This is a genomic window from Pseudomonas sp. NPDC089401, from assembly GCF_044749485.1.
Lineage (GTDB): Bacteria > Pseudomonadota > Gammaproteobacteria > Pseudomonadales > Pseudomonadaceae > Aquipseudomonas.
In genome coordinates this window covers 16294-37632 of sequence record NZ_JBIVIA010000004.1, presented here as the reverse complement: position 1 = coordinate 37632, position 21339 = coordinate 16294, and the positions used below count along the sequence as shown (strand labels likewise).

At 67.0% G+C, this 21339-nt stretch carries 17 protein-coding genes; 7 read left to right on the top strand and 10 right to left on the bottom strand.

What is annotated here, in order from left to right:
• The first annotated feature begins 97 nt into the window (after nt 1-97).
• The 3 genes from ACIP21_RS10685 to ACIP21_RS10675 all read left to right on the top strand — a co-directional run bounded on the left by ACIP21_RS10685 (nt 98) and on the right by ACIP21_RS10675 (nt 3152).
• Nucleotides 98-469 (top strand): translation initiation factor Sui1, encoded by a 372-nt coding sequence (locus ACIP21_RS10685; RefSeq protein ID WP_400687182.1) that lies wholly within the window; start codon nt 98-100, stop codon nt 467-469.
• Between the two features lie 153 nt (nt 470-622).
• Entirely contained in the window at nt 623-2536 is a 1914-nt protein-coding gene (gene speA, locus ACIP21_RS10680; protein WP_400687180.1) for an arginine decarboxylase, read from the top strand.
• Between the two features lie 160 nt (nt 2537-2696).
• Nucleotides 2697-3152, top strand: a complete 456-nt coding sequence (locus ACIP21_RS10675; RefSeq protein ID WP_400687178.1) for an REP-associated tyrosine transposase — start codon at nt 2697-2699, stop codon at nt 3150-3152.
• 117 nt (nt 3153-3269) lie between these two features.
• Here ACIP21_RS10675 and ACIP21_RS10670 read toward each other — a convergent pair whose 3' ends face one another.
• Nucleotides 3270-4607 (bottom strand): MATE family efflux transporter, encoded by a 1338-nt coding sequence (locus ACIP21_RS10670; RefSeq protein ID WP_400687176.1) that lies wholly within the window; start codon nt 4605-4607, stop codon nt 3270-3272.
• 138 nt (nt 4608-4745) lie between these two features.
• Between ACIP21_RS10670 and ACIP21_RS10665 the strand changes: the two genes are divergently transcribed.
• Nucleotides 4746-9647 (top strand): alpha-2-macroglobulin family protein, encoded by a 4902-nt coding sequence (locus ACIP21_RS10665; RefSeq protein WP_400687174.1) that lies wholly within the window; start codon nt 4746-4748, stop codon nt 9645-9647.
• Between the two features lie 150 nt (nt 9648-9797).
• On the opposite strand, the gene ACIP21_RS10660 is transcribed toward ACIP21_RS10665, so the two are convergent.
• The gene (locus ACIP21_RS10660; RefSeq protein ID WP_400687172.1) at nt 9798-10091 is read right to left on the bottom strand and encodes a hypothetical protein; all 294 of its coding nucleotides are present in this window, start codon (nt 10089-10091) and stop codon (nt 9798-9800) included.
• Nucleotides 10092-10168: 77 nt separating this feature from the next.
• Here ACIP21_RS10660 and pbpC point away from each other — a divergent pair, with 77 nt between their 5' ends.
• Complete coding sequence (gene pbpC, locus ACIP21_RS10655) at nt 10169-12523, top strand: peptidoglycan glycosyltransferase PbpC (RefSeq protein ID WP_400687170.1); 2355 nt, start codon at nt 10169-10171, stop codon at nt 12521-12523.
• A gap of 27 nt (nt 12524-12550) precedes the next feature.
• On the opposite strand, the gene ACIP21_RS10650 is transcribed toward pbpC, so the two are convergent.
• The 8 genes from ACIP21_RS10650 to ACIP21_RS10615 form a co-directional block, all read right to left on the bottom strand.
• Complete coding sequence (locus ACIP21_RS10650; RefSeq protein ID WP_400687168.1) at nt 12551-13324, bottom strand: response regulator; 774 nt, start codon at nt 13322-13324, stop codon at nt 12551-12553.
• 119 nt (nt 13325-13443) lie between these two features.
• Nucleotides 13444-13914 carry an A24 family peptidase gene (locus tag ACIP21_RS10645; protein WP_400687166.1) on the bottom strand — a complete coding sequence of 157 codons (471 nt, stop codon included), beginning with the start codon at nt 13912-13914 and terminating at the stop codon, nt 13444-13446.
• 230 nt (nt 13915-14144) lie between these two features.
• On the bottom strand, nt 14145-14714 hold the full coding sequence (locus tag ACIP21_RS10640) for a DUF4136 domain-containing protein (RefSeq protein ID WP_400687164.1): 570 nt from the start codon (nt 14712-14714) through the stop codon (nt 14145-14147).
• Nucleotides 14715-14733: 19 nt separating this feature from the next.
• A complete protein-coding gene (locus tag ACIP21_RS10635) occupies nt 14734-15366 on the bottom strand; it encodes a DUF4136 domain-containing protein (protein WP_400687162.1) in 633 nt (210 codons plus the stop codon).
• A gap of 21 nt (nt 15367-15387) precedes the next feature.
• Entirely contained in the window at nt 15388-16137 is a 750-nt protein-coding gene (locus tag ACIP21_RS10630; protein ID WP_400687160.1) for a methyltransferase domain-containing protein, read from the bottom strand.
• Nucleotides 16134-16439, bottom strand: a complete 306-nt coding sequence (locus ACIP21_RS10625) for a MazG-like family protein (protein WP_400687158.1) — start codon at nt 16437-16439, stop codon at nt 16134-16136. The genes ACIP21_RS10630 and ACIP21_RS10625 overlap by 4 nt, the downstream gene beginning before the upstream one ends.
• Before the next feature lie 66 nt (nt 16440-16505).
• Nucleotides 16506-17357 (bottom strand): MaoC family dehydratase, encoded by an 852-nt coding sequence (locus ACIP21_RS10620; protein WP_400687156.1) that lies wholly within the window; start codon nt 17355-17357, stop codon nt 16506-16508.
• Between the two features lie 2 nt (nt 17358-17359).
• Nucleotides 17360-18712 carry a 3-oxoacyl-ACP reductase gene (locus tag ACIP21_RS10615; RefSeq protein ID WP_400687154.1) on the bottom strand — a complete coding sequence of 451 codons (1353 nt, stop codon included), beginning with the start codon at nt 18710-18712 and terminating at the stop codon, nt 17360-17362.
• Between the two features lie 118 nt (nt 18713-18830).
• Between ACIP21_RS10615 and ACIP21_RS10610 the strand changes: the two genes are divergently transcribed.
• Together ACIP21_RS10610 and ACIP21_RS10605 are read left to right on the top strand one after the other, a co-directional pair.
• A complete protein-coding gene (locus ACIP21_RS10610) occupies nt 18831-20108 on the top strand; it encodes an acetyl-CoA C-acetyltransferase (RefSeq protein WP_400687152.1) in 1278 nt (425 codons plus the stop codon).
• Between the two features lie 183 nt (nt 20109-20291).
• A complete protein-coding gene (locus ACIP21_RS10605) occupies nt 20292-21071 on the top strand; it encodes an AraC family transcriptional regulator (protein ID WP_400687151.1) in 780 nt (259 codons plus the stop codon).
• Nucleotides 21072-21339 lie beyond the last annotated feature (268 nt).

The following is a 21339-nucleotide window of genomic DNA, read 5'->3' as shown; positions in this document are numbered from 1 at the left end:
TTGCAGCAGTAGCGCCGCCCCTGCCAGAGTGGGGCCTCGCGGTCGGCCTCAACCCCAAGGCACGACCAGTTTTTGTCCTCAGCACAGAGGATCAAAAGTGGCCAAGAAAGCTTCTTCCTTTTCCGCCCTTGGCGGTCTCGTTTACTCCACCGATGCCGGTCGGCACTGCCCCGACTGCGGCCAGCCGGTGGATGCCTGCACCTGCAAGCAGCAAGTCATCCCCGAGGGCGACGGCATTGCCCGTGTGCGCCGTGAAAGCAAGGGCCGTGGCGGCAAGACCGTGACCACCGTCACCGGCGTGCCGTTGCCCCTCGACCAGCTCAAGGAGCTGGCCACCACCCTCAAGCGCCGCTGCGGTACCGGCGGCGCGCTGAAGGATGGGGTCATCGAGATCCAGGGCGACCATGTCGAGCTGCTGCTCGGCGAGCTGACCAAACAGGGCTTCAAGGCGAAAAAGTCCGGCGGCTGATCCGCCTGCGCGCTTTTTTGCCCAACGCTTTCTAAACTCGTTGCCGTGGCCAGGGTCTACCCCAGGGCACGGACGAATCGTCATTTTCGACTTTTACACTGCGCCCGCCTCCTTGCGGGGGCAGTGTCTTGGACTTACCTATAGGGGACTTGAATGTCCGTACGACGCACACGCAAAGACGATGGTAGCCAATGGACCGTGGCCGACAGCCGCAGTGTTTATGGCATCCGCCATTGGGGCGCTGGTTATTTCGCCATCAATGAAGCCGGGCGCGTCGAAGTGCGCCCCAACGGGCCGGACAGCGCGCCGATCGACCTGTACGAGCAGGTCGACGAGCTGCGCCAGAGCGGCCTGTCACTGCCGCTGCTGGTGCGTTTCCCCGACATCCTGCAGGACCGCGTGCGCCAGCTGACCGGCGCCTTCGATGCCAACATCGCGCGCCTTGACTACCAGAGCCAGTACACCGCGCTGTACCCGATCAAGGTCAACCAGCAGGAAGCGGTGGTGGAAAACATCATCGCCACGCAGAACGTCTCGATCGGCCTGGAAGCCGGCTCCAAGCCCGAGCTGCTGGCGGTGCTGGCGCTGGCGCCGAAGGGCGGCACCATCGTCTGCAACGGCTACAAGGACCGCGAGTTCATCCGCCTGGCGCTGATGGGCCAGAAGCTTGGCCACAACGTGTTCATCGTCATCGAGAAAGAGTCGGAAGTGGCCCTGGTGATCGAAGAGGCCGCCGAGCTCAAGGTCAAGCCGCAGGTCGGCCTGCGCGTGCGCCTGTCGTCGCTGGCGTCGAGCAAGTGGGCCGACACCGGGGGCGAGAAGTCCAAGTTCGGCCTGTCGGCGGCCCAGCTGATCTCGGTGGTGCAACGCTTCCGCGATGCCGGCCTGGACCAGGGCATCCGTCTACTGCACTTCCACATGGGTTCGCAGATCGCCAACCTGGCCGACTACCAGCACGGCTTCAAAGAGGCCATCCGCTACTACGGTGAGCTGCGTGCACTGGGCCTGCCGGTCGACCATATCGACGTCGGCGGTGGCCTGGGCGTGGACTACGACGGCACCCACTCGCGCAACGCCAGCTCGATCAACTACGACATGGACGACTATGCCGGCGTGGTGGTGGGCATGCTCAAGGAGTTCTGCGACGCCCAGGGCCTGCCGCACCCGCACATCTTCTCCGAGAGCGGCCGCTCGCTGACCGCGCACCACGCCATGCTGGTGATCCAGGTAACCGATGTCGAGAAGCACAACGACGACGTGCCGACCATCGAGAACAAGGAAGCCCTGCCGGAAACCGTGCAGTGGCTGGTCGATCTGCTCGGCCCGACCGATATCGAGATGGTCACCGAGACCTACTGGCGCGCCACTCACTACCTGGGCGACGTGGCGGCGCAGTATGCCGATGGCAAGATCAGCCTGTCCGAAAAAGCCCTGGCCGAGCAGTGCTACTTCGCCGTGTGCCGCCGCCTGCACAACTCGCTGAAGGCGCGCCAGCGCTCGCACCGCCAGGTGCTGGACGAGCTCAACGACAAGCTGGCCGACAAGTACATCTGCAACTTCTCGGTGTTCCAGAGCCTGCCCGACACCTGGGCCATCGGCCAGGTGCTGCCGATCATCCCGCTGCACCGCCTGGACGAAGAGCCGATGCGCCGTGCGGTGCTGCAGGACCTGACCTGCGATTCCGACGGCAAGATCAACCAGTACGTCGACGAGCAGAGCATCGAGACCAGCATGCCGGTGCATGCGGTGAACGAGGGCGAGGACTACCTGCTGGGCGTGTTCCTGGTCGGCGCCTACCAGGAAATCCTTGGCGACATGCACAACCTGTTCGGTGACACCGACTCGGTGAACATCTACCAGAACGCCGACGGCAGCGTGTACCACGCCGGTATCGAGACCCACGACACCATCGAGGACATGTTGCGCTATGTGCACCTGTCGCCGGAGGAGTTGATGACCCACTACCGTGACAAGGTCGCCAGCGCCAAGATCACTGCGCGTGAACGCACCCAGTTCCTCGATGCGCTGCGCCTTGGCCTGACGCGTTCGTCGTACCTCTCGTCCTGATCGCCGAGGCCGCTCCTGCACGATTCTTCTTTGTAGGAGCGGCCTTGTGTCGCGAAATGAGGGCGGAGCCCTCACCGAATTCACACCCGGTAAAAATCCCGTTCACCGGCTTCGATAATTCTGGGCCAACCTTTGGACGCAACGTTCAAGGGAGAACGACATGGACGGTCAGGGCAATCATCGCCTGCGCCAAGGGCGCTATTCGGAGCCAGGACGGCTCTATCTTCTCACCACCGTAACGCGCGGTCGCATTGCGCTGTTCACAAGCCTGCCCTTTGCCAGAGCAGCTATCCGGCAGTTGCGGCTCAGCGATCAGGAGGGTAGTTGTCGATCACTCGCCTGGGTCTTGATGCCAGATCACCTGCACTGGTTGATCGAGCTCGGTTCGTCGAACCTGGGAAACCTGATGTGTGCATTCAAGTCGCGAAGTAGTTGCGCTCTGTATCGGGCTGGTGCTGAGCGAACACACATTTGGCAGCCTGGATTCTACGATCGAGCTTTGCGACGGGATGAGGATGTGAAGGCCGCAGCGCGTTATGTCATTGCCAATCCTGTTCGGGCCGGGCTGGTTGAACGTGCGGGTGAGTACCCACATTGGGATTGTGTTTGGCTGTGAGTCGGCAGGTGAGGGCTGCGCCCTCATTTCGCGACACAAGGCCGCTCCTACAAGCCGCCGCGTTGCCCCTGTAGGAGCGGCCTTGTGTCGCGAAAGGGCCGCAAAGCGGCCCCGGCGTCACTGAATCCAGCGCCCTTTTTCCTGCAACCGCCACCCAACCCACCCCAACGTCACCGCCCGCAACGCCATGAACCCGAGAAACGCCAACCACAACCCATGGTTGCCCAATCCGCTCATGAGCACCCCCACCGGCAGCGCGATCACCACCGACAGCAACATCGCATTGCGCATCTCCCGCGCCCGGGTCGCGCCGATGAACAGCCCGTCGAGCAGGTAGCTCCACACCGCAATCAACGGCAGCAGCGCCAGGTATGGCAGGTACGGATACGCCGCCGTGCGTACGCTGCCGATGTCGGTCTGCAAGTCGATGAACAGGTGCCCGCCCAACAGGAACAGCCCGGCAAACCCCAGGCTGGTGAGCAGCGACCAGCCGCAGGCGACCACCAGCGAACGGCGCAGGGTGTCGCGTTCGCGTGCGCCGATGGCGTGCCCGCACAGCGCTTCCACGGCATGCGCCAGGCCGTCGAGGGCGTAGGCGGTGAGCAGCAGGCCGTTGAGCAGCAAGGCATTGGCCGCCACCGTGGCTTCGCCCAGGCGCGCGCCCTGCACGGTGATCAGCAGGAACACCAGCTGCAAGGCCAGGCTGCGCAGGAAGATGTCACGGTTCACCGCCAGCAATGGCCGCCAGGCCTGCCAGCGCTTCAGCGCGGCCCAGGCGATCTGCCCCGGGTAGGCGCGCAGGGCAGGGCGGGTCAGGGCCAGGCCGAGCAGGGCGGCGCTCCATTCGGCGATCACCGAGGCCCGGGCCGAACCGAGCACACCCCAGTTCAGCCCGAGCACGAACCACAGGTTGAGGGCGATGTTCAGCAGATTTGTGGTCAGCAGGATCGCCAGTGGCGCGCGGGCGTTCTGGGTGCCGAGGAACCAGCCGACCAGTGCGTAGCTGGCCAGCGCCGCCGGCAGGCCGAGCAAGCGGGTGTGGAAGAAGTCCTCGGTCGACTGCTGCAGCGCCTCGCTCGGCTGCATGGCGTGCAGCGCCAGCTGGCTGAAGGGCAGGGCGAGCAGGCCGATCACCAGGGCGAAGGCGGCGGCCAGCAGCAAGCCCTGCACCAGCACCTGGCGCAGCGCGGCGCCGTCGGCGCGGCCGGCGGCCTGGGCGGCGAAGCCGGTGGAACCCATGCGCAGGAAGCCCATCAGGCCGACCATGAAGGTGAACAGCGTGGCGCCCACGGCCACCGCGCCGAGCTGGTGGGCGTGGGGCAGGTGGCCGATGACCGTGCTGTCGACCAGGGCCACCAGCGGCACCGAGATGTTGGAGAGGATCATCGGCGCGGCCAGGGCCCAGACCTTGCGGTGGGTGGGGTGGTGCTGCCAGTCGGTGGACAGTTGTGACATTGGGATTCCTGAGGCAGTGGGGCCGCTGCGCGCCCCCCAGTGTTTGGCTGGCCACATTGTAACGGCCAGGCAACCAATGCGCGTCGTTGCGCTATAGTTGCTGCCCTCACGTTCACGCTGCCGAAGAGTTCCCACTCCATGTTCAACAAAGGATTGTTGCTGGCCTGCGCGCTGGCCTTGCTCAGTGCCTGTGATTCCTCGACCCCGGACAAGCCCGTGCCCGCCGAAAAGCCGGCGGCGAGTGCCCCGGCCGTGGCGCCGGCGCCCAAGCGTGAGGACCCTGCCGTCCTCGCCAAGCGCTACGAGGGCCGTGAACTGAGCGTCCTGGATGTCTCGGAAGTGCAGCTCGACGGTGCCAGCACCTTGTCGATCAGCTTCTCCGCACCGCTGGATGCCAAGCAGGACCTGGCCGCCAAGGTGCACCTGGTCGACACCGTGAAGGGCAAGGTCGATGGCGCCTGGGAGCTCTCCGACAACCAGATGGAACTGCGCCTGCGCCACCTGGAGCCGCAGCGCAAGCTGGTGCTGACCGTCGACAAGGGCCTGCTGGCGGTCAACGGCAAGCAGCTCGACAGCGAATCGGTTACCCGCCTGGAAACCCGTGACATGCAGCCCACCGTCGGCTTCGCCAGCCGCGGCTCGCTGCTGCCCACGCGCCTGGCCGAAGGCCTGCCGGTGATCGCGCTGAACGTGCCGAAGGTGGATGTCGAGTTCTTCCGGGTCAAGCCCGAAATGCTTTCGGCCTTCCTCGCCAGCTGGGGCCGCAACAGCAGCCTGTACTACTACCAGTCCAAGGAAACCCTGGACATGGCCGAGCTGGTCTACAGCGGCCGCTTCGACCTCAACCCGGCGCGCAACACCCGTGAGACCGTGCTGCTGCCGATCGCCGGGATCAAGCCGCTGCAGGAGCCCGGCGTGTACCTGGCGGTGATGCGTGCGTCCGGCACCTATGATTATTCGCAGCCGGCGACGCTGTTCACCCTCAGCGACATCGGCGTGTCGGCCCACCGCTACCGCGACCGCCTGGACGTGTTCGCCCAGGCACTGGAAGGCGGCAAGGCGCTCAAGGACGTCAACCTCGAACTGCATGACGACAAGGGCAAGCTGCTGGCCCAGGCCAAGACCGACGGTGCCGGCCACGCCCAGCTGCCGATCACGGCCAAGGCCGATACCCTGATCGCCACCCAGGGCGTGCACACCACCCTGCTGCGCCTGAACACCGCCGCCCTGGACCTGGCCGAATTCGACATCACCGGGCCCCAGGCCAACCCGCTGCAGTTCTTCATCTTCGGCCCGCGCGACCTGTATCGCCCAGGTGAAACGGTGCTGCTCAACGGCCTGCTGCGCGACCAGGACGGCAAGCCGGTGAAGGCCCAGCCGGTCAGCGTGGAAGTGCGCCGCCCGGATGAGCAGGTCAGCCGCAAGTTCGTCTGGGAGGCCGATGCCAACGGCCTCTACCAATACCAGCTGCAACTGGCCACTGAAGCGCCTACCGGTCGCTGGCAGTTGCTGCTCGACCTCGGTGGCGAGCGCAAGCAGGTCTACGAATTCCTCGTCGAGGACTTCCTCCCCGAGCGCCTGGCGCTGGAGCTCAAGGGCAGCGACACGCCGTTGTCGCCCGACGAGAATGCGCAGATCCAGGTCAATGGCCGCTATCTGTACGGCGCGCCAGCCGCGGGCAATCGCCTGAGCGGCCAGGCCTATGTGCGCCCGCTGCGTGAAGCGGTGCCGGCATTGCCGGGCTACCAGTTCGGCTCGGTCAGCGAAACCGAGCTGAACCAGGACCTGGAGCTGGACGAAGTCACCCTCGACCAGGCCGGCAAGGCCGTGATCGACATCGAAAGCCGCTGGGCCGAAGCCCGTTCACCGTTGCAACTGACCGTGCAGGCCAGCCTGCAGGAGTCCGGTGGCCGGCCGATCACCCGGCGCCTGGAACAGCCCATCTGGCCGGCCGAGCGCCTGCCGGGCCTGCGTGGCCTGTTCGAGGGCGAGGAAACCGACAGCGACGGCCCGGTGGAATTCGAGTTCCTGGTGGCCGACCGCGAGGGTAACAAGCTGGCCGCCAACGACCTCAAGGTGCGGCTGATCCGCGAACGCCGTGACTATTACTGGAACTACTCCCAGAGCGACGGCTGGAGCTACAACTACAACGAGAAATTCCTCACCCAGAGCGAGCAGACCGTCAACGTCAAGGCCGGCTCCACCGCCAGGCTGAACTTCCAGGTGGAGTGGGGCCCGTATCGGGTCGAGGTGGAAGACCCCGAAACCGGCCTGGTGTCCAGCGAGCGCTTCTGGGCCGGCTACCGCGCCCAGGACAACGCCGAAGGCGGCGCGGTGCGCCCGGACCAGGTCAAGCTGGCGCTGGACAAGCCGGCCTACGCCGACGGCGCCACCGCCAAGGTCACCGTGACGCCACCGGCGGCTGGCAGCGGCTACCTGATGATCGAGTCCAGCGAAGGCCCGCTGTGGTGGCAGGAAATCGAGGTGCCGGCCGAGGGCAAGACCTTCGACGTGCAGTTGGACAAGCAGTGGGCGCGCCATGACCTGTACATCAGTGCCCTGGTGATCCGCCCTGGCGAGCGCAAGGCCAACGCCACGCCCAAGCGCGCCGTCGGCGTGCTGCACCTGCCGCTGGCGCGTGCCGAGCGCAAGCTCGCGGTCAGCCTGCAGGCACCGGAGAAGATGCGGCCCAAGCAAGCGCTGACGGTGAAGATCAAGGCCGCCAATGCCGACGGCAGCGTGCCGAAACAGGTGCATGTGCTGCTGTCTGCGGTTGACGTGGGTATCCTCAACATCACCGACTTCAAGACCCCCGACCCGTTCGCCAGCCTGTTCGGCCGCAAGGCCTATGGTGCCGATCAACTGGATATCTACGGCCAGCTGATCGAAGCCGGCCAGGGGCGCCTGGCCAGCCTGGCGTTCGGTGGTGACGCGGCGATGGCCAAGGGCGGCAAGCGCCCCAACACCACGGTGACCATCGTCGCCCAGCAAAGCTTGCCGGTGACCTTGAACGAGCAGGGCGAAGGCGAGGCGACGGTCGATATCCCGGACTTCAACGGTGAACTGCGCTTGATGGCCCAGGCCTGGACCGACGAGCACTTCGGCATGGCCGAGGGCAAGACCGTGGTGGCTGCGCCGCTGATTGCCGAGCTGTCGGCGCCGCGCTTCCTCGCGGGCGGCGACCGCACCAGCCTGGCGCTGGACCTGGCCAACCTGTCGGGCAGCGCCCAACAGTTGAACGTCGAGATCGTCACCGAGGGCCAGCTGAGCCTGACCGCCAGCACGCAGCAGAGCGTCGCCCTGACCGAGGGCCAGCGCCGCACCCTGCTGATCCCGGTGCAGGCCCAGGGCGGCCTGGGCCAGGGCAAGGTGCAGGTGCGGGTCACTGGCCTGCAATTGCCGGGGGAACCGGCGAATACCTTCGAGCGCGAGTGGACCCTGGGCGTGCGCCCGGCCTACCCGGCCATGCTCAAGCACTTCCGCGTGGCCCTCAAGGACCAGCCGTGGACCCTGCCGGAAAGCGACCTGGCAGCCTTCGAACCGGCAGGCCTGGAGGCCAGCCTGGTGTTGTCGAGCCGCCCGCCGCTGAACCTGGCCGAGCAGATCCGCGCCCTCGAAGCCTACCCCTATGGCTGCCTGGAACAGACCACCAGCGGCCTCTACCCGTCGTTGTACGCCGATGCCGATAGCCTCAAGCGCCTGGGCATCAAGGGCGAGCCGGGCGAGGTGCGCAAGCGCAAGATCGAGATGGGCATCGAGCACCTGCTGGGCATGCAGCGCTACAACGGTAGCTTCGGCCTGTGGAGTTCGGACAGCGAAGAGGAATACTGGCTGACCGCCTATGTCACCGACTTCCTGCTGCGTGCCCGCGACCAGGGCTACGGCGTGCCGGCCGAGGCCCTGAAGAAGGCCAACGAACGCCTGCTGCGCTACCTGCAGGAACGCAACCTGATCGAGGTCGACTACAGCGAGAACGCCGAGCACACCCGCTTTGCCGTGCAGGCCTATGCCGCGCTGGTGCTGTCTCGCAGCCAGCAGGCGCCGCTGGGCGCGCTGCGCAGCCTGTTCGAGCGCCGTGCCGATGCCCGTTCCGGGCTGCCGCTGGTGCAACTGGCGGTGGCACTGGACGCCATGGGTGACAAGCCGCGCGCCGAGCAGGCGTTGCAGGCGGGCCTGGGCATCGGCCGCAGCAAGGGCTGGATGGCCGACTACGGCAGCAGCCTGCGTGACCAGGCGCTCATCCTGGCGCTGTTGCAGGAGAGCAAGCTGGCCAGCAACCAGGTCGACCAGCGTCTGTTCGCCCTGTCGGACGAGCTGGCGGCCAATCGCTGGTTGTCGACCCAGGAGCGCAACGCCCTGTTCCTGGCTGGCCGCGGCCTGCTGGGCAAGCCGGAGGCGCCCTGGAAGGCGCGTCTGGACAGTGCCGGGGAGGTGCGTGAGTTCAACAATGCCGAGGCCGGCATGAAGCTCGAAGGCCCGTTGCTGGCCTCGCCGCTGAGCGTGCACAACGAAGGCGGCGAAACCCTCTACCAGCAACTGACCTTGTCGGGCTACCCGCGCCAGGCGCCTGCCGCCGCTGGCAACGGCATGGAGATCCGCCGGGACTACCTGGGCATGAACGGCCAGCCGCTGGACCTGCACAACCTGCGCAGCGGCGACCTGGTACTGGTGCACCTGGCGCTCAAGGCCAGCGACCGGGTACCGGATGCCCTGGTGGTCGACCTGCTGCCGGCGGGCCTGGAGCTGGAGAACCAGAACCTGGCGCAGAGCGCCGCCAGCCTGGACAACGCCAGCAGTGCGGTGAAGCAGTGGCGCGAGTCGATGCAGAACGCCAGCGTGGTGCACCAGGAGTACCGTGACGACCGCTACGTGGCGGCGCTCAAGCTCGACGGCTATGGCACCACGCACCTGCTGTACCTGGCGCGGGCGGTGACCCCGGGCACCTACCGGGTGCCGCCGCCGCAGGTGGAGTCGATGTACCGGCCGAACCTGCAGGCGGTGGGGGATGGGCAGGGGGAGATGACGGTGAAGGCCAGATAAATAGCGCGCTCTCTGTAGGAGCGGCCTTGTGTCGCGAAAGGGCTGCATAGCAGCCCCGGTTATTAGCTTCGCAGCAGAAATTGCCGGGGCCGCTTTGCGGCCCTTTCGCGACACAAGGCCGCTCCTACAAAACAGCGACCCAGGGCAGCTTCAGTGAATGACCCAGCTCATCACCCACAACCCCAGCACCAGCCAGATGATCCCGGCGATGATCGAGGCGCGCATGAAGGCGCGGATGGCCGAGTACAGCAGCACCAGGCCGATGATCAGGGCCAGGATGCTGATCAGCGAGGTGTCCATGCCCAGCGTGCGCGCCAGGCCATCGATGAAATTGCCACCGGCGTTGGCCAGCAGGTTGAACAGGCCGCTCAAGGCGTCGACGATGAAGCGGATCAATGAACCCAGTGCCTGGCCAAGCCACTCGAAAAAACCTTCTACATGCATAGCTGCTTCCTGATGAACGAATCGGCGAATCTGCCGTTCCCAAGCCTTTGGCCATCACCTGGCCAGGTCGGTTCCCGATGCCTAGCTTAGCGCGGCCACGTACCCGCGCGGGAAGGCTCGTGCGCAGGTTGCTGATCGGCGCCGTAATGACGCTCGGCCTGCTGTGGCTGGCCGATCGTTTGTGGCCGTTGCCGATGCCGGCCGACGACCTGGCGCGGGTGGTGCTGGCCGAGGACGGCACGCCGTTGTGGCGCTTTGCCGATGCCGATGGCGTATGGCGCTACCCGGTCAGCGCCGACCAGGTCTCGCCGTTATACCTGCAGGCCCTGCTGACCTACGAGGACCGCTGGTTCTATCATCATCTCGGGGTCAACCCGCTGGCGCTGGCACGCGCCGCCTGGCTCAACCTGCGCGGCGGCCGCGTGGTGTCCGGGGGCAGCACGCTGTCGATGCAGGTGGCGCGCCTGCTCGACCCGCACCAGCGGACCCTGGCCGGCAAGCTGCGCCAGCTGTGGCGCACGGCGCAGCTGGAGTGGCACCTGTCCAAGGGCGAGATCCTGCAGATCTACCTCGACCGCGCGCCCTTCGGCGGCACCTTGCAGGGCGTGGCGGCGGCCAGCTGGGCCTACCTGGGCAAGTCGCCGCAGCAGCTCACCCCCGCCGAGGCGGCGCTGCTGGCGGTGCTGCCCCAGGCCCCCAGCCGGCTGCGCCCGGACCGTCATCCCGAGCGCGCCCAGCGGGCCCGCGACAAGGTGCTGCAGCGCCTGGGTGAGTACCAGGTGTGGCCAGCCGCGCAGATCAAGGAAGCCGCCGAAGAGCCCCTGGTCCTGGCGCCCCGCCAGGAACCGGCACTGGCGCCGCTGCTGGCACGGCGGCTGAATACCCCGGACAGCCCGCCGTTGATCCGCACCACCCTCGATGCGGCGTTGCAGCGGCGCCTGGAGGACTTGCTGCTGGGCTGGCGCGCGCGCCTGCCGGAGCGCACCTCGGCGGCAATCCTGGTGGTCGACGCGCAGACCATGGCGACCCGCGCCTACCTGGGCTCGATCGACCTGGCCGACGAGCGCCGCTTCGGTCATGTCGACATGGTCCGTTCGCTGCGCTCGCCCGGTTCGACGCTCAAGCCCTTTCTCTACGGCCTGGCCATGGACGATGGCCTGATCCATTCCGAATCGCTGCTGCAGGATGTGCCGCGGCGTTACGGCGACTACCGTCCCGGCAACTTCTCCATGGGCTTCAGCGGCCCGGTGTCGGCCAGCTCGGCCCTGGCGTTGTCGCTCAACCTGCCGGCGGTACAGTTGCTCGAAGCCTATGGCCCCAAGCGCTTCGCCGCCCAGTTGCGCATGGCCGGCGTGCCGCTGGCGCTGCCGCCGCTGGCCGAGCCCAACCTGGCGTTGATCCTCGGCGGCGCCGGCAGCCGCCTGGAAGACCTGGTCGGCGGCTATGCGGCCCTGGCGCGGGCCGGCAACAGTGCGCAGGTGCGCCTGCAACCCCAGGACCCGCTGCTGGAGCGGCGGCTGATGTCGCCTGGCGCGGCCTGGATCATCCGCCGCATCCTCAGCGGCCAGGCTCGACCCGACCGCGACCCCCATGCCGAACTGGTGCAACGCCCGCAACTGGCCTGGAAGACCGGCACCAGCTACGGCTTTCGCGATGCCTGGTCGATCGGCGTGGGGCCGCGCTACCTGATCGGCGTATGGATCGGCCGCCCCGACGGCACCCCGGTGCCCGGCCAGTTCGGCCTGGCCTCGGCGGCGCCACTGATGCTGCAGGTGCACGACCTGCTGAGCAACCGCGACAGCCAGCGCGGCCTTCGCCCGCCGGTCGAGCAGGTGCCGGGCAGTGTCGGCGTGGCCGCGATCTGCTGGCCACTGGGCCAGCCGCTGAGCAAGCAGGACCCGAACTGCCGTCGCCTGCGCTTCGCCTGGACCCTCGAGCGCACCACGCCGCCGACGCTGATGGCGGCCGACCAACCGCTGGGGCTCGGCCTGCGTGACAGTATCTGGGTCAATGCCCAGGGGCTGCGGGTCGACGGCAGCTGCCCCGGGGCCACGCCACGTGTGGTCGCCCTCTGGCCGGCGCCGCTGGAGCCTTGGTTGCCCCGCGTCGAGCGGCGTGCGGCGCGGCTGCCGGCGGTGGACCCGAGCTGCCCCCCGCAGGTGCCGGCCAGCGCACCACCGCTGTCGATCGTCGGCGTGCGCCCCGGCGACAACCTGCGCCGCCCGGCCACCAGCCGGGAGCCGCTGCAACTGCACGTTTCGGCGCTGGGTGGGGGCGGGCGGCGCTGGTGGTTCCTCAACGGTCAGCCGGTGGGCGAAACCGAAGGCCAGGACAGCTTGCAGGTGCGTTTCGAGCAGGCTGGGCAGGTCGAGCTGAGCGCGCTCGACGAGAGCGGCGAGACCGCACGGGTGGCGTTCCAGGTCAGCGACTGAGAACCCCTCCCGCTCGCTCCTGCGGGGTCAGTGGGTGGTGAAGCGCTGATGCACCGGCGAGGAACTGGGTGTCAAAGCCAGGGCCAGCTGTGTGCGGTTGTGCATGTGGGTCAGGCGCAGCACCTGGGACACATACAGTTTTACGGTGTTCTCGGTGATCCCCAGTTCGCAGGCGATCTGGTAGTTGGTCTTGCCCTTGCTCACCAGGCGGGCGACTTCCAGCTGGCGGGGCGAGAGCTTCTCGAAGGCGGCGGGCAGGTCGCCTTCGGCTTCCTCGACATCGGTGGCGCGGCGGTGAACGCCCTGGCCGCGGGCTTTTTCCAGGTCCTGGTAGAGTTGGTCGATGGAGCCGGCCAGGTCCTGCAGGCGCTGGTTGAGGGTGCCAAGGTCCTGCAGGTTGGCCTTGCGCTCGCGCAGGATCTGCTCCTGGCGGCGCACGCCCTCGAGCAGTTCCTCGAAGTCCATGGGTTTCTGGTAGTAATCGGAGAAGCCGGCGCGCAAGGCGCGGATCACGTCCTGCTTTTCGGCGCGGCCGGTGAGCATGATCGCTTCGAACATCCGTTGACCGGTCATCGCTTTCAGCGCGCGCATCAGTTCGATGCCATCACGCCCCGGCATGTGCAGGTCGCAAAGGATCAAGCCAATGGCATGGTCCTGCTCGTAGCACTGGATGGCTTCTTCGGTGGAATGGGCCGCGACGCAGGGATGACCCTGGCTTTGCAGAAACTCGCACAGCTGTTCGACGATCAGTGGCTGGTCGTCAACCACCAGCACTTTCACCTCACTCAAAGACTTGTTCACGATCCACTCCCTGTTCGTAAGTAGCCCTGCTCCCGGGCCAGACGCTCTGGCAGCTTAAAAGTAGACGCTGCTAGTGATTCTGTACAAGGGATGTACAAGGTTTCGGACCACAGGGTCGATTATTGGATCCATACGGCGGTCAATAAAAAGCCCGCCAGCACGTAGGGCACGAAGGCCTGTTTGTCGCCCATTTCCTCGGTAAGGGCCTGCAGGCGCTTCTTGACCTTGGGGTTGAGCAGGGTCCACAGGCGCCGACGCGTCATCATCCACAGCACCACGCTGACCCCGGCGCCAATGAAGGTGCCGAGCACGTATTGCGGGCTGGTGGCCAGGGCCAGGGCACCCATCAGCTTGACGTCGTCGGCGCCGAAGCGGCCGAGCATGTAGCCTGGCAGGGTCAGCAGCATGACGATCGCCAGGGCCCAGCCGGCGTCGTTGGCGTCAGCGCCGATCCAGCTGTGGCCGGTGGCGAACAGCCAGACCAGGGCGCCTGCGGCAAAGCCCAGGGTCAGGAAGTTGGCGATCTGGCGTTCGCGAATATCTTGTTCGGTGCACAAGGCAAGCCACAGCAGGAGAACAATGCTTTGCATTGGCAGGTCGCCTTCCCTAATCGTTGAACACTTACCCGCTTAGTCAGGTTTCCTAATCAGGGTAGACGCGATCTGACGAACGGGCAGGGAAGACGAAGGTAAAAAGATTGTGTAGGAGCGGCCTTGTGTCGCGAAAGGGCCGCAAAGCGGCCCCGGTTTTTAGCTTCGCAGCAGAAATTGCCGGGGCCGCTCTGCGGCCCTTTCGCGACACGAGGCCGCTCCTACGACGGTTACCTGGTGCGACCTGGCGGGTAGTTGGCCATGACCTGGGCAACGGTCTTCTGGATCGCGCTGTTGCGTTCTTGTGGGCCTGGCGGGTAGTTGTTCATGATCTGCTCGGCGCTGCCGCGCCAGACCAGCTTGCCGTCACGGCCGTCGAACAGGTCCACCTGGATGGTCGCGACCTTGTAGTCGACGCTGCGGGTCTCGTTGTACATCGGGCCGCCCCAGTAACCGTTCCAGTAGCCACCCCAGCCGCCACCGTAGTTGGTGGTGATCTGTTGCTGGCGCTGTTCGACGATCAGGTAGGCCCGTACCCTGACATCAGGCCGCGCATTGCCCTGGGCCGGGCGCAGGCCGCGCTGGTCGAGGTTGTCGGCCACCGCCTGGCGGATGCGCTGTTCGGTGAGGTCGCTCTTGATGCGTGGGTCGTCCGGGCGGTATTGCAGGCCCGGCTCCTGCCACGCCCAGCTGCGGTAGGCGGCGAAATCGCGGCTGGCGTCGAAATCCTGCTGCACGTTGTTGCTCGAGCAGGCGGTGAGCAACAGCGCCAAGGACAGTAGAACGAGGCGGCGCAACATGATGGTTCTCCGTTAGAGGTCAACTGGGAGGATAGCCGTTGAGTGCCTTGTGCACCGATTCGCGCAGGGCGGCCTCGCGCTCGCGTGGCGAGCTCTTGTCGCTGCCGCTCTCCGCGCTGGCGCTCCACACCGGCTGGCCGTTGCGGGCATCGAACAGGTCGATGCGCACCACCATCACCTCCACTTCGTAGGTGCGCACGACCGGCACGCTGCCATAGGCGCCGTAACCGTTGCGGTAGCCGCCGAAACCGACGCCGCCGTAGGGGTACGGGCCGTAATAGGGGTCGTAGTCGTAGTCCCGCACCTGGCGCAGGCGCCGCTCCAGGCGCAGGTCGGCGCTGACCAGCAGATCACCGCTGGTGCCGCGGGCCGGGCGCAGGCCGTGCTGGTCGAGGGCGCCGCTGACGGCGTCGGCCAATTGCCCGGGGGCGGCGTCGGCAGTGCCGCTTGGCAACTGGCCGTTGCGCCAGCTCCAGCTGCGGTAGCGCCCGTAGTCACGCGGTGCCGAGGGGTAGGCGCTGGCGTCGAAGGTACTGGCGGCCTGCGGCGGCGCCGGTGGCAGCGGGCGGCTGCTGGCCACATAGGGGTTGCTGCCCTGGCAGGCGGCCAGGGCGAAGGGCAGCAGGGCCAGGCAGATCAGGCGATACGGCATGTAGTCCTCCCGGCGGGCGGGTCAGCGGGGGCGGCACATCCAGTGCAGGTAGCGGCCGAGCCCGGCGAAGCTTGGGTGGCGGCGGTGGGCCAGTTCCATTTCCAGCAGGTCGAGCAGCTCGGCCTTGGCCTGGAACTCCTTGGGCATGAAGTCGTGGAACACCCGTACGCCACTCTCGCTTTCGACTTGCCACATGCCTTCAAGTTGCGCCTTGAGTTCACGCGGATCAAGTGGTTTCTGCGGGGTCAGGCTCTGCTTTTCGCCTTCCAGCCGGTTGCTGCGCAACTTGCGGAAATGGCCCTTGAGCAGGTTGCGATAGACCAGCGCGTCGCGGTTGTAGAAGGCCAGCGACAGCCAGCCACCGGGGGCGGTCAGCTGGTGCAGCACCGGCAGGATGCTCTCGGGTTCGGCCAGCCATTCGAGCACGGCGTGGCACAGCACCAGGTCGTAGGGCTGGGTGAGCTGGCCAAGCAGTTCCTGCCACGGGGCCTGGATGAACGTGGCCGGCTGGCCGGCCTCCTCGAAGCGCGCGCGGGCACCTTCGAGCATCGGCGCGGCCGGTTCGGCCAAGGTGACCTGGTGGCCGCGCTGGGCCAGCCACAGGGCCATGTGGCCGAGCCCGGCACCGATGTCGAGCACCCGCAGCGGGCGGTCGGGGATGGCTTCGGCCAGGTCGGCCTGGAGCACGGCCAGGCGGATCGCACCCTTGGCGCCGCCGTAGATCTTTTCGGCGAAACGCGTGGCCAGTTCATCGAAGTGACGGTCGTTCATCGGGCGAACCGCCTTTCGCTGTCGGCCAGCTTGGCCCGCACCACCTGTTCCAGGTCCAGGCCCAGCTCGCTGCACAGCAGCAACAGGTAGAGGACCACGTCGCCGACTTCCTGGCCGGCGTGGGCCAGTTGCTCGGGCGGCAGCTGGCGCGATTGGTCCTCGCTCAGCCACTGGAAGATTTCCACCAGCTCGGCCATTTCCACGCTGGCGGCCATGGCCAGGTTCTTCGGGCTGTGGAAGCCGCGCCAGTCGTTGCTGTCGCGGATCCGGTGCAGGCGTTCGGTGAGTTCTTGCAGGTTCATCGGGGGTCTCCTAAGACTGCATAGCTTCCGCGCAGGCCCGATGCAAAGCAAGTGGCTTGCAGGGCGCTAGCGCACTGCCCAGCGCCCGGCCATGTGCAGCAGCTCGCCGTGCCCGTCCAGGCGCAGTTCACCGGCCGGGCCGGCTTCGCTGGCGCTCAGGACCACCTCCGAGGGCAGGCGCACGGGTTTGCGAAAGTCCACTTCGAACAGGTACTTGCTGGCCGGCAGGTGGGTGTGCAGCGCCGCCAGAGCCATCGCCTGGCTCCACATGCCATGGGCGATCGCCGTGGGGAAGCCGAACAGCCGCGCGCTGGCGGCGCTGAGGTGGATCGGGTTGTAGTCGCCGCACACCCTGGCATAGCGCCGGCCGATATCACTGTCGGCGTACCAGCGCGTCGCCTCCGGCAGCGGCATGGGGTCGCGCTCCGGGCCGTCAGCGGGCTGGCCATCGAGTTTCAGGCCACGCACCAGCATGCGGCTGGTTTCGCGCCAGAGCAGGCCGAGGCCATCCTCGGCTTCGGTGACCAGGTCGAAGGTGCCGCCCTTGGCGTGCGCTTGCAGGTTGTCGGCATGCACGGCGAAGTGCAGCCCGTCGATGCCACCCAGGGGGCGCAGCACTTCGATGCGATTGTGCAGGTGCACCAGCCCCAGCAGCGGGAAGGGGAATTCGCGGGCGGTCAGCAGTTGCAGTTGCAGGCTGAAGGCCATCACGTGCGGGTAGGTGCCCGGCAGGCGGCGGTCATCGGTGAAGTGGCAGAGCTTGCGGTAGGCCGCCAGGTTGCCGGGTTGCACACGGATGAAACTGCGCAGGCCTGCTGCGGGCAGGGTGTCGCCGCTGATCTTGCGTTTGCTGGCGGCGCGCAGGTAGAGGCTGGCGCGTGAGTCGGGGCTGGGCAGGTCGATCCAGGGGCGGTTCATGGTCAGGCTCCCATCAAGGCCTGGCCGCAGACCCGCAGCACCTGGCCATTGACCGCACCGGAACCCGGCTGGCTGAGCCAGGCGATGGCCTCGGCAACATCCTGCGGGCGCCCGCCCTGGCCCAGCGAGCTCAGGCGCCGGCCGGCCTCGCGCAGCCCCACGGGCATGGCGGCGGTCATGTGGGTCTCGATGAAACCGGGCGCCACGGCATTGATGCTGGCGCCGCGTTCGGCCAGCGTCGGAGCCCAGGCCTCGGCCAGGCCGATCAGCCCGGCCTTGCTCGCCGCGTAGTTGGCCTGGCCGCGGTTGCCGGCGATGCCGCTGACCGACGCCAGCAGGGTGATGCGCGCATCCGCGCCGAGGGCGCCGGCGTCGAACAGGGCCTGGGTCAGTACCTGGGGCGCCTTGAGGTTGACCGCCAGCACCGCGTCCCAGTAATCCGGGGTCATGTTGGCCAGGGTCTTGTCGCGGGTGATGCCGGCGTTGTGCACGACGATGTCGATGCCGTCGGGCAGTGCTTCGAGCAACCGGGCCGCGGCATCGCTGGCGCAGATGTCCAGGCCCAGCGCCTTGCCGCCCAGGCGTGCGGCGAGGGCGTCGAGGTCCTGCTGGGCCTGCGGCACGTCGAGCAGCATCACCTCGGCACCGTCACGGGCCAGGGTTTCGGCGATGGCCGCGCCGATGCCTCGCGCCGCGCCAGTGACCAGAGCGCGGCGGCCGGCGAGCGGGCGGGTCCAGTCCGCGACCTGGGCGCTGCACGCCTGCAAGCGCACAACCTGGCCGGAAACGAACGCGCTTTTGGGCGACAGGAAGAAGCGCAAGGCGCCTTCGAGCTGGCCATCCGCGCCGTCACCCACGTACAGCAGCTGAGCGGTGGCGCCATTGCGCAGTTCCTTGGCCAGCGAACGGCTGAAGCCTTCCAGGGCGCGTTGGGCGACCCTGGCCAGCGGGTCGTCGAGCGCCTCCGGGGGCCGGCCAAGGATCACCACGTGGGCGCAGGGCGCCAGGCTGCGCAGCAGCGGCTGGAAGAATTCGCGCAACTGGCTGAGCTGGTCGCTGTCGGACAGTTCACTGGCATCGAACACCAGGGCCTTGATCTTCGCCCCCAGGCCGGCGACCCAGGCCGGGGCCTGCAAGCCTTCGGCGTTGAAGCGGTAGACCTGGTCGGTGAGGCGCGCGGCGATCGCCTCGACCTGCTGCGCCAACGGCCCGCCGCCCAGCACCAGGGCGCCTTCCAGCGGCCGCAGGCGGCCCGCCTGCCAACGCTCCAGCGGCGCCGGGCGCGGCAGACCGAGGGCATCGACGAGGCGGCGGCCGAGGTTGGAGTTGGCGAAGTCGAGATAGCGGTCGCTCATGTGCGGGTCTCCCTGAAGGCAAGCATGCAAGTGTGGACCAACTTCATGGCCAGGTCGTTCGCCTGGGGCAAAAACACCTAGGCTGTACGGTTCAAGATATTTCTGGAGGAACGCGCGCATGCAGTCACCACGCCGGGTCGCAATCCTGGGCGGCAACCGAATCCCCTTCGCCCGCTCCAACGGCGCCTACGCCACCGCCAGCAACCAGGCGATGCTCACCGCCGCCCTCGAAGGCCTGGTCGAGCGCTACCGCCTGCATGGCCTGCGCCTGGGCGAGGTGGCGGCGGGGGCGGTGCTCAAGCATGCGCGTGACCTGAACCTGACCCGCGAATGCGTGTTGGGCTCGCGGCTGTCGGCGCAGACCCCGGCCTATGACATCCAGCAAGCCTGCGGCACGGGCCTGGAGGCGGCGCTGCTGGTGGCCAACAAGATTGCCCTGGGGCAGATCGACAGCGGCATCGCCGGGGGCGTGGACACCACGTCCGATGCACCGATCGCGGTCAACGAAGGGCTGCGGCGCATCCTGCTCCAGGCCAACCGTGGCAAGACCCTGGCCGAGCGCCTCAAGCCGTTCCTGCAGTTGCGCCCGCACCACCTCAAGCCTGAGCTGCCACGTAATGGCGAACCGCGCACCGGGTTGTCGATGGGCGAGCATTGCGAACGCATGGCGCAGGCCTGGCAGATCGGTCGCGCCGAGCAGGATGAACTGGCGCTGCTCAGTCATCGGCATCTGGCGGAAGCCTACGCCGAGGGCTGGCAGGATGACCTGCTGACGCCGTTTCTGGGCCTGACCCGTGACAACAACCTGCGCCCTGACCTGACCGCGGCGCAACTGGCCGGGCTCAAGCCGGCCTTTGATCGCAGCGGCCTGGGCACGCTGACGGCGGGCAACTCGACGCCATTGACCGATGGCGCCTCGCTGGTGCTGCTGGGGACCGAACAGTGGGCGCAAGAGCAGGGGTTGCCGGTGCTGGCGTACCTGGTCGACGGCGAGACGGCCGCGGTGGATTTCGTCACTGGCCGCGAAGGGTTGCTGATGGCGCCGGTGTATGCGGTACCGCGCTTGCTGGCGCGCAACGGCCTGAGCCTGCAGGACTTCGATTACTACGAGATCCACGAGGCCTTTGCCGCGCAGGTGCTGTGCACGCTCAAGGCCTGGGAGGATGCCGAGTACTGCCGTGAGCGGTTGGGGCTGGACGCGCCGCTTGGGGCGATCGATCGCAGCAAGCTGAATGTGAAGGGCAGTTCGCTGGCGGCGGGGCATCCATTTGCGGCGACCGGGGGGCGGATTCTGGCCAACCTGGCCAAGTTGCTGAGCAAGGCCGGGAAGGGGCGTGGGTTGATTTCGATCTGTGCGGCGGGAGGGCAGGGGGTGACGGTGATCGTGGAGCGCTGACACATGCGCTTTTTGTAGGAGCGGCCTTGCGTCGCGAAAGGGCTGCGAAGCGGCCCCGTCAATCGGTGATTTAGCTGATGTCCTGGGGCCGCTGCGCGCCCCTTTCGCGACACAAGGCCGCTCCTACAGGGGGCGGCGCTGATCTCTGGTAGGCTTGTCTGCTCAGAAGGATAAGAAGCCGCCATGCAGACAACCGGACATCCCCGCGCCATTCCTGCCCTCGAATACCTGCCAAGGCCACTCTATGCCCGCGCCGAAAGCCTCGGTGCGGGCTCCTGGACCACCCGCCACAGCCATGACTGGGTGCAGTTTTCCTACGCCATCAGCGGTGTGCTGGGGGTGTACACCGGCGATGGCAGCTACTTCGCCCCGCCCCAGTGGGGGGTGTGGATCCCGGCCGATGCCGAGCATGAGGTGGTGACTTCCGGCCAGGCGGAGATGCGCAGCCTGTACATTCGCCGGGATGCCTGTCCGTGGGCAGCGGCGCAGTGTCGGGTGCTGGAGGTGACGCCGCTGGCGCGCGAGCTGATCAAGCAGTTCTGCCTGTATCCGGCCGAGTATGACGAGGGTGACAGTGCCGAAGGGCGGCTGGTGGCGGTGCTGCTCGACCAGCTGCGAACGTTGCCGGAAGTCGGTTTTTCCCTGCCCTTGCCGCGCCATTCGGGCTTGCTGGCGTTGTGCAACGGGCTGATCGCCGAGCCGGACCAGGCGCAGACCTTGCAGCAGTGGGCGGTGCGGCTGGGGTGTTCGGAGAAGACCTTGATGCGCTTGTTCCAGCGCGAGACGGGGCTGAGTTTTCGCAACTGGCGGCAGCGCATGCGCTTGCTGTCTTCGCTGGCGTTGCTGGAGGCGGGGGAGAGTGTGACGGGGGCGGCGCTGGGGTGTGGGTATGACTCGACTTCGGCCTACATTGCGGCCTTCAAGCAGTTGTTCGGGGCGACGCCTGGGGAATTGAAGCTGTAGGGTTGCCTGCGCGGGCCTCTTCGCGGGTAAACCCGCTCCTACAGGTCATGCACAGTCAGTGAAATCTGTGCAGATCCAGTGGGAGCCACAGGTCGTGCACAGTCAGTGAAATCTGTGCAGATCCAGTGGGAGCCACAGGTCATGCACAGTCAGTGAAATCTGTGCAGATCCAGTGGGAGCCACAGGTCATGCACAGTCAGTGAAATCTGTGCAGATCCAGTGGGAGCCACAGGTCGTGCACAGTCAGTGAAATCTGTGCAGATCCAGT

Bases quoted from the DNA above. Each gene is read 5' to 3' on its own strand.
- ACIP21_RS10625 (WP_400687158.1), bottom strand. From the start codon at position 16,439: ATGAACCTGCAAGAACTCACCGAACGCCTGCACCGGATCCGCGACAGC.
- ACIP21_RS10665 (WP_400687174.1), top strand. From the start codon at position 4,746: ATGTTCAACAAAGGATTGTTGCTGGCCTGCGCGCTGGCCTTGCTCAGT.
- speA (WP_400687180.1), top strand. From the start codon at position 623: ATGTCCGTACGACGCACACGCAAAGACGATGGTAGCCAATGGACCGTG.
- ACIP21_RS10645 (WP_400687166.1), bottom strand. From the start codon at position 13,914: ATGCAAAGCATTGTTCTCCTGCTGTGGCTTGCCTTGTGCACCGAACAA.
- ACIP21_RS10620 (WP_400687156.1), bottom strand. From the start codon at position 17,357: ATGAACCGCCCCTGGATCGACCTGCCCAGCCCCGACTCACGCGCCAGC.
- ACIP21_RS10640 (WP_400687164.1), bottom strand. From the start codon at position 14,714: ATGTTGCGCCGCCTCGTTCTACTGTCCTTGGCGCTGTTGCTCACCGCC.
- ACIP21_RS10675 (WP_400687178.1), top strand. From the start codon at position 2,697: ATGGACGGTCAGGGCAATCATCGCCTGCGCCAAGGGCGCTATTCGGAG.
- ACIP21_RS10660 (WP_400687172.1), bottom strand. From the start codon at position 10,091: ATGCATGTAGAAGGTTTTTTCGAGTGGCTTGGCCAGGCACTGGGTTCA.
- ACIP21_RS10630 (WP_400687160.1), bottom strand. From the start codon at position 16,137: ATGAACGACCGTCACTTCGATGAACTGGCCACGCGTTTCGCCGAAAAG.
- ACIP21_RS10670 (WP_400687176.1), bottom strand. From the start codon at position 4,607: ATGTCACAACTGTCCACCGACTGGCAGCACCACCCCACCCACCGCAAG.
- ACIP21_RS10605 (WP_400687151.1), top strand. From the start codon at position 20,292: ATGCAGACAACCGGACATCCCCGCGCCATTCCTGCCCTCGAATACCTG.
- ACIP21_RS10610 (WP_400687152.1), top strand. From the start codon at position 18,831: ATGCAGTCACCACGCCGGGTCGCAATCCTGGGCGGCAACCGAATCCCC.
- pbpC (WP_400687170.1), top strand. From the start codon at position 10,169: ATGCCTAGCTTAGCGCGGCCACGTACCCGCGCGGGAAGGCTCGTGCGC.
- ACIP21_RS10615 (WP_400687154.1), bottom strand. From the start codon at position 18,712: ATGAGCGACCGCTATCTCGACTTCGCCAACTCCAACCTCGGCCGCCGC.
- ACIP21_RS10635 (WP_400687162.1), bottom strand. From the start codon at position 15,366: ATGCCGTATCGCCTGATCTGCCTGGCCCTGCTGCCCTTCGCCCTGGCC.